15 protein-coding genes are annotated in these 14,211 nt (G+C 54.1%); 8 read left to right on the top strand and 7 right to left on the bottom strand.

The window, feature by feature from the left end; all coding sequences use genetic code 11:
- Positions 1–494: 494 nt before the first annotated feature.
- Entirely contained in the window at positions 495–1,103 is a 609-nt protein-coding gene (locus L9H78_RS03875) for a hypothetical protein (RefSeq protein WP_249620554.1), read from the top strand.
- A 19-nt stretch (positions 1,104–1,122) separates the two neighbouring features.
- Positions 1,123–3,114: a hypothetical protein gene (locus tag L9H78_RS03870; protein WP_249620553.1), complete on the top strand. Its 1,992-nt coding sequence runs from the start codon at positions 1,123–1,125 to the stop codon at positions 3,112–3,114.
- A gap of 4 nt (positions 3,115–3,118) precedes the next feature.
- Here L9H78_RS03870 and L9H78_RS03865 read toward each other — a convergent pair whose 3' ends face one another.
- The 3 genes from L9H78_RS03865 to L9H78_RS03855 all read right to left on the bottom strand — a co-directional run bounded on the left by L9H78_RS03865 (position 3,119) and on the right by L9H78_RS03855 (position 5,867).
- Complete coding sequence (locus L9H78_RS03865) at positions 3,119–3,907, bottom strand: hypothetical protein (RefSeq protein ID WP_249620552.1); 789 nt, start codon at positions 3,905–3,907, stop codon at positions 3,119–3,121.
- A gap of 174 nt (positions 3,908–4,081) precedes the next feature.
- Positions 4,082–5,227: a hypothetical protein gene (locus L9H78_RS03860; protein WP_249620551.1), complete on the bottom strand. Its 1,146-nt coding sequence runs from the start codon at positions 5,225–5,227 to the stop codon at positions 4,082–4,084.
- 19 nt (positions 5,228–5,246) lie between these two features.
- Positions 5,247–5,867 carry a GntR family transcriptional regulator gene (locus tag L9H78_RS03855; protein WP_249618546.1) on the bottom strand — a complete coding sequence of 207 codons (621 nt, stop codon included), beginning with the start codon at positions 5,865–5,867 and terminating at the stop codon, positions 5,247–5,249.
- Between the two features lie 358 nt (positions 5,868–6,225).
- On the opposite strand from L9H78_RS03855, the gene L9H78_RS03850 reads away from it, so the two are divergent.
- From L9H78_RS03850 to L9H78_RS03835, 4 genes are all read left to right on the top strand, one after another.
- On the top strand, positions 6,226–7,395 hold the full coding sequence (locus L9H78_RS03850; protein WP_430622749.1) for an NRAMP family divalent metal transporter: 1,170 nt from the start codon (positions 6,226–6,228) through the stop codon (positions 7,393–7,395).
- Between the two features lie 80 nt (positions 7,396–7,475).
- A complete protein-coding gene (locus tag L9H78_RS03845; RefSeq protein WP_249620549.1) occupies positions 7,476–8,249 on the top strand; it encodes a 5-oxoprolinase subunit PxpA in 774 nt (257 codons plus the stop codon).
- Positions 8,243–8,869: a 5-oxoprolinase subunit B family protein gene (locus L9H78_RS03840; RefSeq protein ID WP_249620548.1), complete on the top strand. Its 627-nt coding sequence runs from the start codon at positions 8,243–8,245 to the stop codon at positions 8,867–8,869. The genes L9H78_RS03845 and L9H78_RS03840 overlap by 7 nt, the downstream gene beginning before the upstream one ends.
- Positions 8,863–9,726 carry a 5-oxoprolinase subunit C family protein gene (locus L9H78_RS03835; protein ID WP_249618542.1) on the top strand — a complete coding sequence of 288 codons (864 nt, stop codon included), beginning with the start codon at positions 8,863–8,865 and terminating at the stop codon, positions 9,724–9,726. The genes L9H78_RS03840 and L9H78_RS03835 overlap by 7 nt, the downstream gene beginning before the upstream one ends.
- A 32-nt stretch (positions 9,727–9,758) precedes the next feature.
- On the opposite strand, the gene L9H78_RS03830 is transcribed toward L9H78_RS03835, so the two are convergent.
- Both L9H78_RS03830 and L9H78_RS03825 read right to left on the bottom strand, forming a co-directional pair.
- Entirely contained in the window at positions 9,759–10,286 is a 528-nt protein-coding gene (locus tag L9H78_RS03830) for a GNAT family N-acetyltransferase (protein WP_249620547.1), read from the bottom strand.
- A 141-nt stretch (positions 10,287–10,427) separates the two neighbouring features.
- Positions 10,428–11,318 (bottom strand): LysR family transcriptional regulator, encoded by an 891-nt coding sequence (locus L9H78_RS03825; protein ID WP_249620546.1) that lies wholly within the window; start codon positions 11,316–11,318, stop codon positions 10,428–10,430.
- A 66-nt stretch (positions 11,319–11,384) separates the two neighbouring features.
- On the opposite strand from L9H78_RS03825, the gene L9H78_RS03820 reads away from it, so the two are divergent.
- Both L9H78_RS03820 and L9H78_RS03815 read left to right on the top strand, forming a co-directional pair.
- Positions 11,385–11,750: a PH domain-containing protein gene (locus tag L9H78_RS03820; RefSeq protein ID WP_249620545.1), complete on the top strand. Its 366-nt coding sequence runs from the start codon at positions 11,385–11,387 to the stop codon at positions 11,748–11,750.
- 282 nt (positions 11,751–12,032) lie between these two features.
- Positions 12,033–12,377, top strand: coding sequence for a DUF5997 family protein (locus L9H78_RS03815; RefSeq protein ID WP_249620730.1), 345 nt, complete (start codon positions 12,033–12,035; stop codon positions 12,375–12,377).
- Between the two features lie 34 nt (positions 12,378–12,411).
- Here the strand turns inward: L9H78_RS03815 and L9H78_RS03810 are convergent, their stop codons facing one another.
- Positions 12,412–13,191, bottom strand: coding sequence for an aminotransferase class IV (locus L9H78_RS03810; RefSeq protein WP_249620544.1), 780 nt, complete (start codon positions 13,189–13,191; stop codon positions 12,412–12,414).
- A 68-nt stretch (positions 13,192–13,259) separates the two neighbouring features.
- Positions 13,260–14,195, bottom strand: coding sequence for an iron-siderophore ABC transporter substrate-binding protein (locus L9H78_RS03805; protein ID WP_249620543.1), 936 nt, complete (start codon positions 14,193–14,195; stop codon positions 13,260–13,262).
- Between the last annotated feature and the right edge of the window lie 16 nt (positions 14,196–14,211).

Raw genomic sequence — 14,211 nt, 5'->3', positions numbered from 1 at the left:
GTTCAATCACCGTGTCAGGCGCGCGGAGGTCAAGGGCTGCATCAATTGCTCGGGTTTCGCCTGTGAAGACGAAAGGAGGCCCGAGAAGCGGCTATAGCCGAAGCTGCCTATTCAGCGGATACACGATGGGGGTCATCGCGTGTATCGCCAGCGTGCTCTCGGAAAGCGCTTTCGGGGGCGCTTTCCAAAAGGCCACAGGATTCCGACCCAATGGGGGTTATGAGTGATCAATGTTGATCATCGATTGCTCGGGTCGGAATCCGGCTGATTTTAGGAAATAAATTAATAGGGTTGCGAGCGCGAGGCGCCCCGGATCTCACCGCAGTGTTGATCCTGGGCGCCTCGCGTCTATCTAACGAAAGTTCTCGGACTGCACTATTTCGCTGAGTGCGGGAACCTTCTGACCTAATGCAGAGTCTAATCCACTCGTAGTACTCCTCCCCTGATAATCCAAGATCACCAATGCTATTGAAAATAGGATGGAAGGAAAGCTGATGAGCAGATACCGAATTAGCCTAGCGACATTGCTTGCCGGCAGTTTAGTCGCAGGCTGCACCTCGGACAATGCTTCTGTAACCGGGAGCGACGATGATGCCGTAGCCGATGAACCAGCACAGGAATCCATCGAATTTGCTGACTGGGTGCCCGAACGCGGCCCCACGGATCGTCACGCTCCCGACTTCGAATTATTCAACTTATGCGACGAAGCACCCGATTCAGTCTGGGAAAAGGCAGGTTTGCATTATCATCCGGAAATCTCCGAAACGAGAACCTACGGAACACATATCACATGCTTTCTCGGTATGTCCGAAGATCTCACCGAGTCTTACTCAACCGGCCAAGCAGGAAACCTCGCAATTACGGTTGATGATTATTCTATGAAAGAGCTCGAGGAAAAAAGAGAAATTCTCGACATTCCATCCGATTCCTCCATTGCAGAGGTCCACTTCAGGGAATTGACTGCTACCGATGAATGCACTGCTGGAATCGAAACTGTAAAGGGGCGTATAAACATCGGTGACCACGGCAAACTTAGAGGTCTTACGCTAGAAGAAAGTTGCATGATCGCACTAGAGAACTTAGAAAAAATCGTTCTCAAGTAGATAAGAATCGGGGGCAATTATGGAATTAAACATTTCAACCGAATCACTATCCGCTATCCGATCAAAGCTGGCGGGAATTGGAGCGTCAGCATACCAAGCTAGCCGGGATAGTGGACGCTCACGCCTCTCTGAGGCTTTTTCACAGATCCCAGGGCTAGGTTTCCTCGCCGCCGAGCATGGTAGAACGCTTTCTGGTAATCCTGGTGCTGCAGCGGAAGAATTCATGGCACTACGTGACAAGATTTCATGGGCCGCCGACAACCTGCACAACCTGGCAAGCGCAGTCTACGAGCAGGATGAATACCTCTCTAGCAGCCTGACCCACATGTATTCTGGCCATCCTTCCGCTAGCAGCAAGTTCTTTACCGCCGCTGAACCATCTGACAAGTCTGCTCCGGTAGCAATCAACAGCCCCGCTATCGGCCGGGTTCCGGACATCAATCTGTTGGCAAGTTATTTTTCCGGCACAGTCGATTCCGCAGCACACCACGACGCTGATCTCTGGCAGCAGCTCGGCCAAGCCGCCACCGAAATTTCCGATGGCTTGGAAGAAGTGGCCGCGGATCTAGAAGCAAATAACTATGGTGACGCAATCTCCGGTGGTGCACAAAAACTACGTCATTTTGCAGAAACCAGCCGGACATTGAATGCTAATTCTCAGATCATGAACAGCACCATCAATAACCTGATCGGCACGATTGAGGCGGCACGGAATAACACCAGAGCTGTGCAAGCCGCGGTGGCTCTAAATCACACCCCAAGCGCACGCGAATTGATTGAGAAAACTTATTTGGATATTTTCCCTACCCAATTCAGCACCGCCTTACAGACGGCCGTTCCGCGTCTCCTGGGACTGAGCATCCCTAGCCCAGCCGCTAGCGGCGGCGAAAACCAAGCAGTTGGCACCGGCCATGCAAAATCTGGCGTGGAAGAAGCACGGGCCGCCATGCAGTTGCCCAGTGAAGTTCAACGGACCATCGCCGAATACGGACCAAACCAAGCAACATTTGCTGCCGCAGACAACGGCACAGCACAAGTAGCGAACGTTGGTCAAAATAGTGCGTCAACCCATGCCGCAACCCACCATTCTGCGGCCACCAATAACACGTCTACGAATGTAGCTTCACAAGCAGCAACATTTAATCCAACTAATGCGCAACAAACAGGTTTTTCTGCTCCCAACCATGGTGGCGCTGGATCCGCTGGTTTGAGCCGCTTCGAAGGTACGCCGGGAACCATGGCTGCCAACAATTCGCCTAATGCTGGTGCCGCCCGTGTTTTAGGTAATGGCAATACTGGTACCCAGCTCAACACTGGCATCACGCATCCATCCCCAACAACTACGAACGGTTCCCAGCCAATTAATGCATCAGGCACAAATGTGTTTGGTGGTGCACGCGGTGCCAACGCATCGTTACCAGGGGTGTCGGAATCAGGGCGGGGCGTCAACAACAGCATCACTGGCCGTGGCGGAATGAATCCTGGCGCGCAACTCGGAATTGGAGCGCGCGGGTTGGGTTCAACTGCGATTCCTGGTGCCGGCGGTTATTCCGGAGGGCACAGCGAAAACTTTTCTGCCCGTCCCATTGGCTCCGGCGGCGGAGTTTCCCATGCGGGTGGCCCCAATCAGCCTGGATCTCCCGGGCCACATGCAGGCCAAAACAGCCCCAATGCAACTGGTAACCATGGCTCTAATGGACATGGCGGATCCGGTAGTTCTGGTTCCAATGGACAACACGGTGCCCACAACCCACACGGCAACAGCGCTTCCGGAAACCACAACTCTCAAGCAGGAAACTCGGGCCGTTCGGGTTCCGGCCACATGGGCCGTGGAATGATGCCCATGATGGGTGGTGCCGGGCAACAAGGGCAAGGTACTGGAACAAATTCCAAACCAAGCCGTGCAAAGGCTGTAACCACAGCAATTGAACGCGAGGGAAACCAAAAAGCACTACTCGGTGAACGTCGACCGGTAGTACCTGGGGTTATCGGCGCCTGGGTGCGAGATTAACGGTTTAAGTACCTTTAATCCGTTCAACCAGATAATCCGTTGGGTACAGCAGATAGCTGTTATCCGTTACGTCGGAAATCGCGTGGATTTCGCCCCCAACGCTTACATGTAAGCGCGGCGAAATTCCACGCTTATCAGCCGCAAATAATGCCAGTGCCGCTCCCGCCATCGTTGCCATACCTTCAGCCAAGTCATTTCCGTACGTGACCGGGCGAATTAGCACCATGTCTGGTTGTGGCACCGCAAAAAGTATCCCAGCGTTGAATTCTTCACCAGGAATGAAACGCTGCACACACCAATCTAAAAATAGCGGCATAGAAGACCAATGCGGGCTCGAGCAACGCAACACATAGGCGTACTCCCCGCCCGGCCCACTACGTCGGCGTTGCACATCCACTTGTGCATTATCTAAAGCGCGAAATAAATTCTTTCGCGCAATTTCCACAATCGTTTGGATGTCGTCATCAATTTTTCGTACCTCATACGCCGGTAACCGAAGATAGCTTCCAGTGCCACCAACCACCAGATAGCGAGCCAAATCAAGGCTAAAGCTGCCCCACTCACCACCGCGCTTGGCATCCAAATGCATAAAAGCCCCGCGATAAAGCTGCGACAAGGTCAAACCACGCGCAACGGTTTCTGTCTCATAACGGATGATTTTTGCGACGAATTCATCCACGCTAGCCGACAAAGCAGCACCACCAGCAATGTCTTCTAACAGTGGCGCCAGCTCCCTGCTAGTCTCGTGGCCTTCTCGCCACCGCAAATGAACTTTCCGTCCAGTTAACTGCATGCTTATACCCGCAGTGCTGAAGGTTGTTTCTAATTCAATTTCCAACGCTTTAGCTTGTGCAGCGGGTAAACCCCAATTTTTCCTACCGCGGGCAGGTATAAACCTAGGTTTCGGGTTAATTCTCTTAGGCCACATGGTATTTTCGCGCCGTTGGTAGTAATTCGCAGCCGGCGGCTAAGTGTCCCGACGCGGGTACTGATCCCCGGGATCTTGACCGTTTTCGTTTTCGTCTTCAGCGTCACCAACATTATCTATATCAGCTGGTGTATCAGGCAATTCAAAATCATCCGGCAACGGCGGCAATTCGCCAGATTCCCAAACACCCCCACCGGATTCAATCGCAGCCTGTGGATCAAAGCCTCCTTTGATCAGCTGATTCATGATATGTGCGTTTGGTGCGATTTCAATTTGTTGGCTACCTGGCGTCCAATTAGAAATCGTAGTGATCTCGCCATCGTCATATACGTGCACTAGTGGTGACACTGTTGACTCCGCACTATCGGCAATCTGCGCAGCCACCGGAGCCATCCGCGAGATACCTTCCAACAGATCAGTGCCTTCAGTCACCGCACGTACCAACAGCAAATGTCGAGTCGGCATAGAAAATAGCAAGCCATTAGTGGTGTCAATTTCCGGTGCCCACATGTCGATAAATTCTTCTAGCAGCAACGGGGCCGAACCGAGATAGTGGGAGCTCGATTCAAAAGTCCATGCTGAAGCCCCTGGTGATTCGGCGGGACCATTATGATATTGCACGTCGATATCAGTAGTGCGCAATTCTTCGCGCAAATTCGTCCGCGCAGCACGTTCTAAAGCATCAATATCATCAATTTCAGACAGCTTTTCCAAAGCAATTGTCTGTATAGAAGAGGCCGTATCCACAGCAATCGTGGCGGAGGTATCCTGTGTGAAACTGAAAAGCGTCGCCGAATCAATAATCTTTTGTTCTTCCGCGCTGAGATCACGCGTCGAAACTAGGCGTAAACGCAACCGCGAATAAATCGATGCGGTATCCAACTGTTCCATATAGGTATCGTCGTCAAGACTTGACATAAATGATGCTGCCAGGTTCGGTATTGCTTTCGGATGCTGCGAGCTTGCTACTTGGCGCACTAAATCATCTAGGAGCACCGACATGCGGCCTCGTCTCGGGTGTTCAATAGTCGCCGACATGCCGTCAAAACGAATCGACGCACCTTCAGCTGCCAGCTGGCGACGCAGCGAGGAACGAAGCTGATCCGCAGTTTTCCGGCTTAGGCTCGGAAACGACGGATCTGGCTGCCGCAACAGGCGGTTTTGGCGATAGCGTCGGAACATCATGGTGCTAGTCTAACGGCAACTAGGAATCTAGGCGGTCTAGCACATGTTGTTGTGCAATATCCAGCAACTTCCGCAAAGCCACGACGGCGTCGTCACGTCGTTTTTGCCGCAATAAATCAATGATTTCCGCATTCTGCGAGATAAACGGTTCATGAATATCACGCTGCGCAAGCGACAAAAAGGCAATGCGCGCTTGGGCAATGACCGGGCGAATGTCTTCCACCAGCCGGTCTACCCCAGCAAGCGCCACGAATTCGAGGTGTACCTGGGCGTTGAGACTGCCGACGACATGCCAATCATCATGTTCTGCAGCCCGGCGCGCCTCGGTAATAATCGTATCGAGGTGCGACAAATCAATGCTGTCTAAATCAGATTCTGCCACGGCTGCGCATTCGACGATACGACGATACGTATAGATTTCGCTGATTGCCTCGGCCGTCAGGGTGCGTACAAAGACCCCACGATTAGGAATGTGTGTAACGAGCCCATCGTTAGCCAAAAAGCGAAAGGCCTCGCGCAATGAGTTTCGTGAGCAATCAAGTTGCCGGGCAAGGCGAGTTTCAGGCAAGCGTTGGCCCGGGCGGAGGTCTCCGCGCGTGATGCGCTGCGTGATCTCGCGGGCCAAAGAATCAGCGATCATACACAGTAATTTTATCGTCTTTACTGGCATTAGCAATTTTTCATGACGTATGTGCCCCCTGCGGATTTTTCCGTGAGTTAACACACAGTTATGCTATCGTTGTTCAACAATCACGACGATATTGGTTCCATGCCACTTCCCAGCAACTGCAGGGAAGTCAGCAGGAAATAATCTCGCTTTCACGAAAGTCACCCCGATATAGCCCTGTAATATCCCACAGCCCTCTAAGAGCAAGGACCTGGAAATGTCTCCATCAAGCAATGCTGGTATTTCGGCCTCCAGCCCCCAGCCAAACAGCACTCCACAACAACCCAATCTAAAACAAGCGGCAGCAACTGCCTCAACACGCAGCATCCTAATGGGTGCGATCTTCCTGATGGCTACTTCTGCCATCGGCCCTGGATTCCTGACGCAAACTGCAGTATTTACTAACCAGCTAGCTGCGGCTTTTGGTTTTGCGATTCTGGTGTCAATCATTATCGATATCGCGGTCCAAATGAACGTCTGGCGCGTCATCGGTGTTTCGGGACTACGCGCCCAAGAACTTGGCAACGTGGTATTTCCTGGCCTGGGCTACTTACTTACTGCGTTGATTGGCATCGGTGGATTTGTTTTCAATATCGGCAATATTGCCGGCGGTGGCCTTGGATTAAACGCCTTGTTAGGGATCGACGCAAAGTTGGGTGGCCTCATCACCGCTGGACTGGCCATTATCATCTTCCTCTTCCAACGCCTTGGCGCGGCCCTGGATAAGATTCTTGTGGTCCTGGGCATCGTAATGTTCGCGCTGACGATCTACGTTGCGTTCGTCTCCCAACCACCGGTAGGTGAAGCTCTCACCCAAACCGTATGGCCAGAAACCGTAGACTGGGTGATTGTCACTACGCTGGTCGGCGGCACCGTCGGTGGCTATATCACCTACGCTGGCGCGCACCGCATGCTTGACTCCGGCACCACCGGGCCAGAAAACGTCAAGGCTGTAACCCGCGCTTCTGTTACCGCCATTGTGCTGACCGGCGTTATGCGCTTCGTCCTCTTCCTCGCAATCCTCGGCGTCATTGCTGGTGGAATCGTTTTGAACGTCGATGACAACCCAGCTGCAGAAGCTTTCCAAGCCGCCGCAGGTGATTTCGGTATGCGTGCATTCGGTGCAGTCTTGTTCGCCGCTGCACTGTCTTCGGTGATCGGAGCTTCCTATACCTCGGCGACGTTCATCATCCCGAAGAAGGATAAGCTCCGCAAAGCACAAAACATCGTCACCATCATCTTTGTTGTCGGCTCCGCTACTACTTTCGCTTTCCTCGGCTCTGCACCTGCTGCTTTGCTGGTATTCGCCGGTGCTTTCAATGGATTAGTCCTGCCCGTCGGCTTCACGATGATTATTTACGTCGCCATATTCCGGCAGAAAGACCTGCTCTTTGGTTACCAATACCCACGCTGGCTCATCGTCCTGGGCATGGTTGGCGTAATCATTGCCTGGTTCTTGGCCATCCGCTCATTCAGCGGAGTCTGGGACTTCGTGTTCTAAACAGCAACTAACTCGCCAAAACCACACAATGCAGAACCGCATATAACCACCCCATCCCTGTGTCAGGAGAGACAACCACGATGAGTACCGCATCCGAAACCTCGGCCCTGCACATCGACCTCAACAGCGACCTCGGCGAAAGCTTCGGCAACTGGACCATGGGCAACGACAATGCCGTACTGGACTTGGTCAGTTCCGCCAATATCGCCTGCGGGTTCCATGCTGGCGACCCGAAGGTACTGCTCGATACCGTCAAAGCAGCGCACGAGCGTGATGTTCGCATCGGCGCTCACATCGGCTACCGCGACCTGCCCGGCTTCGGCCGCCGTTTCATAGACTACGACGCCGAAGAGCTACTCGCTGAAACCATCTATCAACTTGGAGCAATCAAAGCTGCCGCCTCCGTCGTTGGCGCGGAAGTCAGCTATGTCAAGCCACACGGGGCGCTCTATAACCGCACGGCCACCGATAACTACCAGGCAGAAGCCGTCATCGGCGGAATACTGGCCGTCGACCCACAGCTCAAACTCATGGCCCTGTCCGGCACCCCCGTCGTCGGTGAAGCTCGTGTGGCCGGGCTTGAGGTCATCGAAGAAACCTTCGCCGATCGCGCCTACACCGACGAAGGCCGGCTGGTTCCCAGGAAACAACCGGGTGCAGTGCATGACGACGTCGACACCGTCGTCAAGCAAGCCCTGGCGATTGCCACCGGGCAGCCATTCGCCTCCGTTAATGGCACCCCAGTTGAAGTTAGTGGCCAGTCTATTTGTGTCCACGGCGATAGCCACAAAGCCCTGGAAATGGTGCAAACAATAATCACCGCACTTAAACAGGAGGGCATCGCTATATGTTAATTCCATACGGCGACCGAGGTCTGTTAATCGACTTCAGCGACCACAAGGACCCATTGGGCCAGGTACTGGCCTACCAGTCACAACTGCAGCGCGCAGGCCTCGAATCCATCATCGATCTCGTTCCAGCCGCACAAACCCTGCTGATCACATTCGATCGCAACCCCAGCCAGATAACTCTGCCGGAACTGGACGCACAGGCCGCGGCACACAGTAGCGGCAATGCACACATCATTGAGGTCTCCTATAACGGGGATGACCTGGACGAGCTTGCCGACGAACTCGGTGTCAGCACCGAGGAACTGGTCACTGCACATACTGAGACGACCTGGACGGCCGCATTCGCTGGGTTCGCGCCAGGCTTTTTGTACTTGCGCCCTGACCTCACGAACCCACACGCAAAGGTGTTCGCCAATATTTCTCGCCGTAGCCAACCACGCACCTCTATTCCTGCTGGTTCTGTGGGCTTGGCCGGAGGTTTTTCCGCAGTTTATCCCCAAAGCTCGCCCGGCGGCTGGCAGTTGATTGGCACCACAGAAGCGCGTATGTGGGATATAGACCGCGACCAGCCAGCTTTGCTCCAACCCGGCGATACCGTGCGATTCCAGGAGAAAACATGTTAAAGGTGTTAGAAACCGGACCACAGGCAACTTTTCAGGATCTCGGGCGCACAGGTTATTCCGGCCTCGGTGTGAGCCCCTCCGGCGCGTTTGATCGCGGCGCTGCCCGTCGTGCAAATCGCATGCTCGGAAACGACGAAAACTCAGCCGTTATCGAGATCCTTTTCGGAGGTTTTGAGGTGGTCGCTGAAAATCCGGTGCGCATCGTTTTTACTGGTACCGATGCGGACGTATTCGTCGATAAGCGACGTATGCGCACCAACACGGTACTCGATATTCAAAAGGGCCAGACAGTCCGCTTGGAAATCGGCACAGGGCTGCGCGCTTACCTGGCTATTTCCGGTGGCTTCGCGGTCGAGCCAGTGCTTGGTTCAGTCGCCACCGACACGCTTTCCGGTATCGGCCCGGATCCGATCACATCCGGGACTAGTTTGCCGACGAATGCGAAAAACCCAACCGCGGAATTACCCCAAACCAAGCACCTGCCTACACAATTCGTTCCGAAATCACATGAGGTTCTCAACATCGTTCTCGGACCACGCCAAGATTGGTTCGCGGAGACCGCAGAGCTGTTTAACCAAACGTTTCAAATTTCATCCGATTCGGACCGCATCGGCGTCAATCTGATAGCCAGCCGCCCGTTGCAACGAGCCTATGACGGTGAGCTAGCATCCGAAGGCGCAATGCGCGGTGCGCTGCAAATACCTCCCAGCGGACACCCCGTGGCCTTCGGTGCTGATCACCCGATTACCGGTGGCTACCCTGTCATTGGTGTACTGACCAGCGAATCCGTCGATAAGATGGCGCAGCTAAGCCCCGGAACTATAGTGACGTTCCGGGCCACAAATTGCACAAACTAGCGCTCAGCGCTAGGCCGCTGGCGGACCAAAAGCTACTTCTCGTCTGGTTTTTTCAGCAGCTTTTCCCAAACATCGGTATCGCGCCATTCCCCGGCGCGCTCGCCGTAAGTCATTTTCGCCATATGGCTAAACGTGCCGACCTTCTCATAGCCACGGGATTCATGCAGTTTCGCCGAGCCTTCATTCTCTGGGAAAATCCATGCATGGATGGCCCACTTGTGCAGATCTTCTGCCACCTCAATCAATTTATCCAACAGCGCTCCGGAAACGCCACGACCCTGCGCGTCCGGGTGCAAGTAGATTGAATCCTCCAACACGCCGTGAAACGCCGGTCGGTGGCTGGCAGGTGCACCAGAGACCCATCCCAAAATCTTGGAATCATTGTCTTTTTCCACGGCCACAAAGACGGTCTCCATGACCTTCAGCCGGGTGAATTGCTCCCAGGTTGGCGCTTCCGTCTCATACGTTGCGTGGCCGGTCTCTAAACCGAGTTCGTAAATTTCGCGAACCTGTGGGTAATCATCCGGCCGGATGGGGCGCAGGTTGAAGTCGTCAGACATTGCTGTTGGTCCTCCCGTGACTATGTCGAGTTCAATGTTTTCGAGCTTATGGTGTCGAGTTCACCGGAAAGTTTTGGTACGACTCGCAGCAATGCGTGAAGTACATTCGGCCTTCGTCAGGCCCCCAGTTTACACCCAGCATCAGCGACGTTTCTTCTTGCGCAGTCCGCCCGGCGCTTGCCCACGTGTCCGCGTTCCCTTTCCAGATTTTTTCTTGCCGCTGCCACTTTTCCCGGCACCGCTCCCAGAGTTTTTCCCAACACCTATTGCGCTGTTGTTCCCAGTACTTCTCCCAACACCCGCCCCGGGCTTTTTCTTTTGCCGCGTCTCTTTTAGCGCCCTATGCCGCGTCGATCCTGCTTTACGTCCTTTCGCAATTCCGACGAAATCTTGGATGGCATCCCCATCTGCAGCTACTTTCCATACCAAAGCGATCTCAGTCTGTGCCACGGCACATTGGCTTCCGGAGCGCCCGTCCGTTGGTTCTGTGTCTGACCCCCCTGTTGATTTTGCACCGCCGACATGCTCGCCGTTGTACGGCAGCACACGGATCTGATTTTTGGACAGCATCTTCAAAAGCGGCAGTGGCCCTATCGTCACCCCAACATTGGCTGCAACCACCTGCAAAGACTCACGAAGTTTGTCTATGTCGATCGGACCAAGTTTTTCTGCCACAAAATTAATGATCTCGCCTTCGATGTCTCGCGAGCCCACGGGCTCACCAACTTCTGCAAACACGCTGTCTTTCGGTACCGCGATCCCGCATTGCTCGGTATAAAGCTTGACGACGTGAAACTCTCGCCCGATTATGGCTTCGTCGATGCGTGAATCAGGTAACCGCATCAGTGCTAGCTCGCAGCGATCAGCTGCACTGACAACGCCATGCACGACGCTGTCGGCACTCGCACCGTCGGCAAGCATTGCGAAAGGATCATCCGCCGCCACTGCTTTGAGTCCATGCGGGGTATCGCGTTGAAATCGCTGGAACCATTTGCCGGGTTCGGTTCCGGTGGCGAATACGAGGTGCAACATGACGGCTATGCTACCGCGGTTGGAATATAGTAAGAGAACTTAGAACACCTTAAAGGAAGGACTCCCGTGGAATTCAAAGCGATTGCCGAATGGACACTGTTTGAAGAAACCCCGATCCCAGACGATGTCTACCCACTCCTGACCAGCGGCGAACACGCACACGTTGCGTTCAAGACTTTCCGCGACAGTGCGGTTTTTACCAATAAACGGCTGATTGTCCGGGATTCACAAGGCCTTCGCGGCAAGAAAGTGGAGATGTATTCTCTGCCGTACTCCGCGATCAATATGTGGTCCACGGAAAACGCTGGGACGCTGGACTTCAACGCGGAAATTGAACTCTGGACCCGCGCGGGCCACATAAAGATCAAGATTGGCCGCAAACTGGATGTCCGGGCGATCGATAAGCTCATCGGCGACTGCGTGTTGGGTTAATAGCTTCGGCTTCATTGCAGCTGCTCAGCTTCATAGCTGCTGAGGCGTGTTAGCTAGGCGGCCGTCATGGCTGCTGAGGCGTGTTAGCTAGGCGGCCGTCATGGCTGCTGGGTTGATATGCGTGCCGTGTTGTAGTGTGCAGGTGTGAACGAAAGCAATAACTCTACCGCTAACGCCGATCAGATCAGCGCTGATCACAACAACCACAACAGCACTAACCAGACCGGCACCGCTGATACCACGATTCGCGGTGCCGACGCAGCATCCCCGTCCAGTACGGCTATGAAGCCGCAGACCGCGGCGAAGAAGCTTGGCATTCACCTGCCGGCCTGCCCTCCGGAGTTTCAAAACGGTGGCATCAGCCATGCGCAGCTGCGCTCATTGCAACACGAGCCGCCAGAGTGGCTGCAGCAATTGCGTTTGGAGGGCCCACATCCACGCGCTGAGGTGGCCCGGAAACTTGGTGTCTCCGTCAACGCGGTAAAAACCCACTTGGATAAAGCTCTGACCACTGCCGAGATCAAACAGCTCCTGCAAAACCAGCCAGAGTGGTTGTCCAAAGCTCGCACTCAACTGGCGGAATCCCGCAAGGAAAACACAAAACCCGGCAACGCTGATTCCGATTAGCTTTCCAGCCCGGACCCAGCGGCCGCGTTGTCGGCTAGCTAGCGTGCTCCCATAACGCGCGATTAATCGATGTCGGGTCTGGCGCGGCAACCGCTTGCCGACGCCCGGCATCAGTGCGCCACGCGGTCAGCCGAGTCCAGCCATGCAATGAACTTCCCACCCACGCTGGCGTTTCCAAGGCTTCTGCCAGACTCAACACCCCGCGGTGGACTTGCCACCCGGCATTGTGTAAGACGCTCACACTGCTGTGCGCAGTCACCGATGCTAAAACTTGCGCTTGTTCCGGTGGCAACAGTGCAATTTTGTCCGGCGCTGCGTTCGGATCTGCTGGTACACCGTTATCTGGCGTTAGACCTGTCGAACCCGCTGCACTGCCAGTCTCCTGCTTCCAGCCCGGAAAAAACATGATCGCGGCATTCGCTGCTTCCAATACTTTCCCGTTGCGGTGCAACAGCGCGTCATCGGCACCCACGGTACGAGCTTGCTCACGCAACTGCTGCAGATAACCGTAATCAGGGCCTTTTACACGCGGGTGTACGCGCTGGTCCTGTTCGGTTGGGATATACAGTTCCGTGGTACTGCGCAATGCGGGTGGGTGCCGCAATTGCCATCGAAGGGCACCGTTTGCACCAACTTCTATTTTTGGGAAATATGTGCCATCATCCGGCAGTTCATCGCGTACCCGCAGCAAGAAGGCTTCGATATCCCACTGGTCCAGTCCTGCCTCGCGCGCGCCAAGGCTAAAACGGTGTTCGTGAGCTTCCCGGCCAACCACGCGGCCGTCTTTAATGAGGTAAGAATCCAGGATTTTCATCGCCTGCCCGATTATGCCAGAGTCTCGCGCAAGGCTGAACGCTGCCTACTCTCACTAATCTCTGATAGCTACGACTCTCGCTTTGGCAGCGTCGCACCATCGGTCAAGTGCTCAGCCAACCCATCTTGGATTAGGGTCGCCGACAGCCAAGAAGCATTCAGAAACCAGCCATCGTTGTCTATCTCAATGGCTTGATCTTTTTCTACCGCGCCTAAGCTCGCCCATAAGGAGGTCTCTGTAGGACTAGGGCTGCCCGGGACTACGCCATAGAAGATCCAATCAGCATCGGCCAGCCCCAGCTCTTCGGCAGAGATATCATGGCTGGATTTATCCGTAAATTGTTGACTTTCCGGACGCTGCAGCCCAGCATCTGCAACCACAATTCCGGCCATGGATTCAACACCGAATATATTAAATGCGTTATTTTTCGGCCGTAACAGCGAAATCGTACCTACGCCGTCCTCGATTGCTTCGTCAAGCACATGTGCGCGCTGCTCGTAGTTCATCATAAGTTTGTCATACTCACCAGTCTTGCCCAGTGCTTCCGCAAGGATTTTAAAATCATTTTTCCAATTTTCACCACCGCCTTTCCCCAAGGTCACAGGTGCGATCTGCTCGAGCTTTGCCACGATCTCAGAATCGGTTCGTTCATTGGCAAAAATATGTGTTGGTTTCAGTGCTGCAATTGCCTCAATATCTGGATTTGCTCGTTCACCAACAACTTTGATCCCTTCCAAATCAACATCGTCACCGTATTCCTCTTGAACGAAGGTTGGGATAGCATCAGCATTTTTAGCGACCGCAGTACCTACTGGAACTACACCAAGCTGCAACGCATTTTCCAGCTGCCCAGTGTTCAGAACAACGACGCGTTCATCACTGGCAGCATCCGCAGAGGCCGGGCCTGATTGTGCTGCATCATCAGCAACACATGCTGTCATCACACCTAATATTCCCGCCCCAACGAATGTCACTATTACTTGTCGCATGCGGGAAAATTTCATGAAGATCTCCTTGTCA

It is taken from the genome of Corynebacterium pseudodiphtheriticum (assembly GCF_023509295.1).
GTDB lineage: Bacteria > Actinomycetota > Actinomycetes > Mycobacteriales > Mycobacteriaceae > Corynebacterium > Corynebacterium pseudodiphtheriticum.
This window is presented reverse-complemented; position numbering and strand designations above follow the sequence as displayed.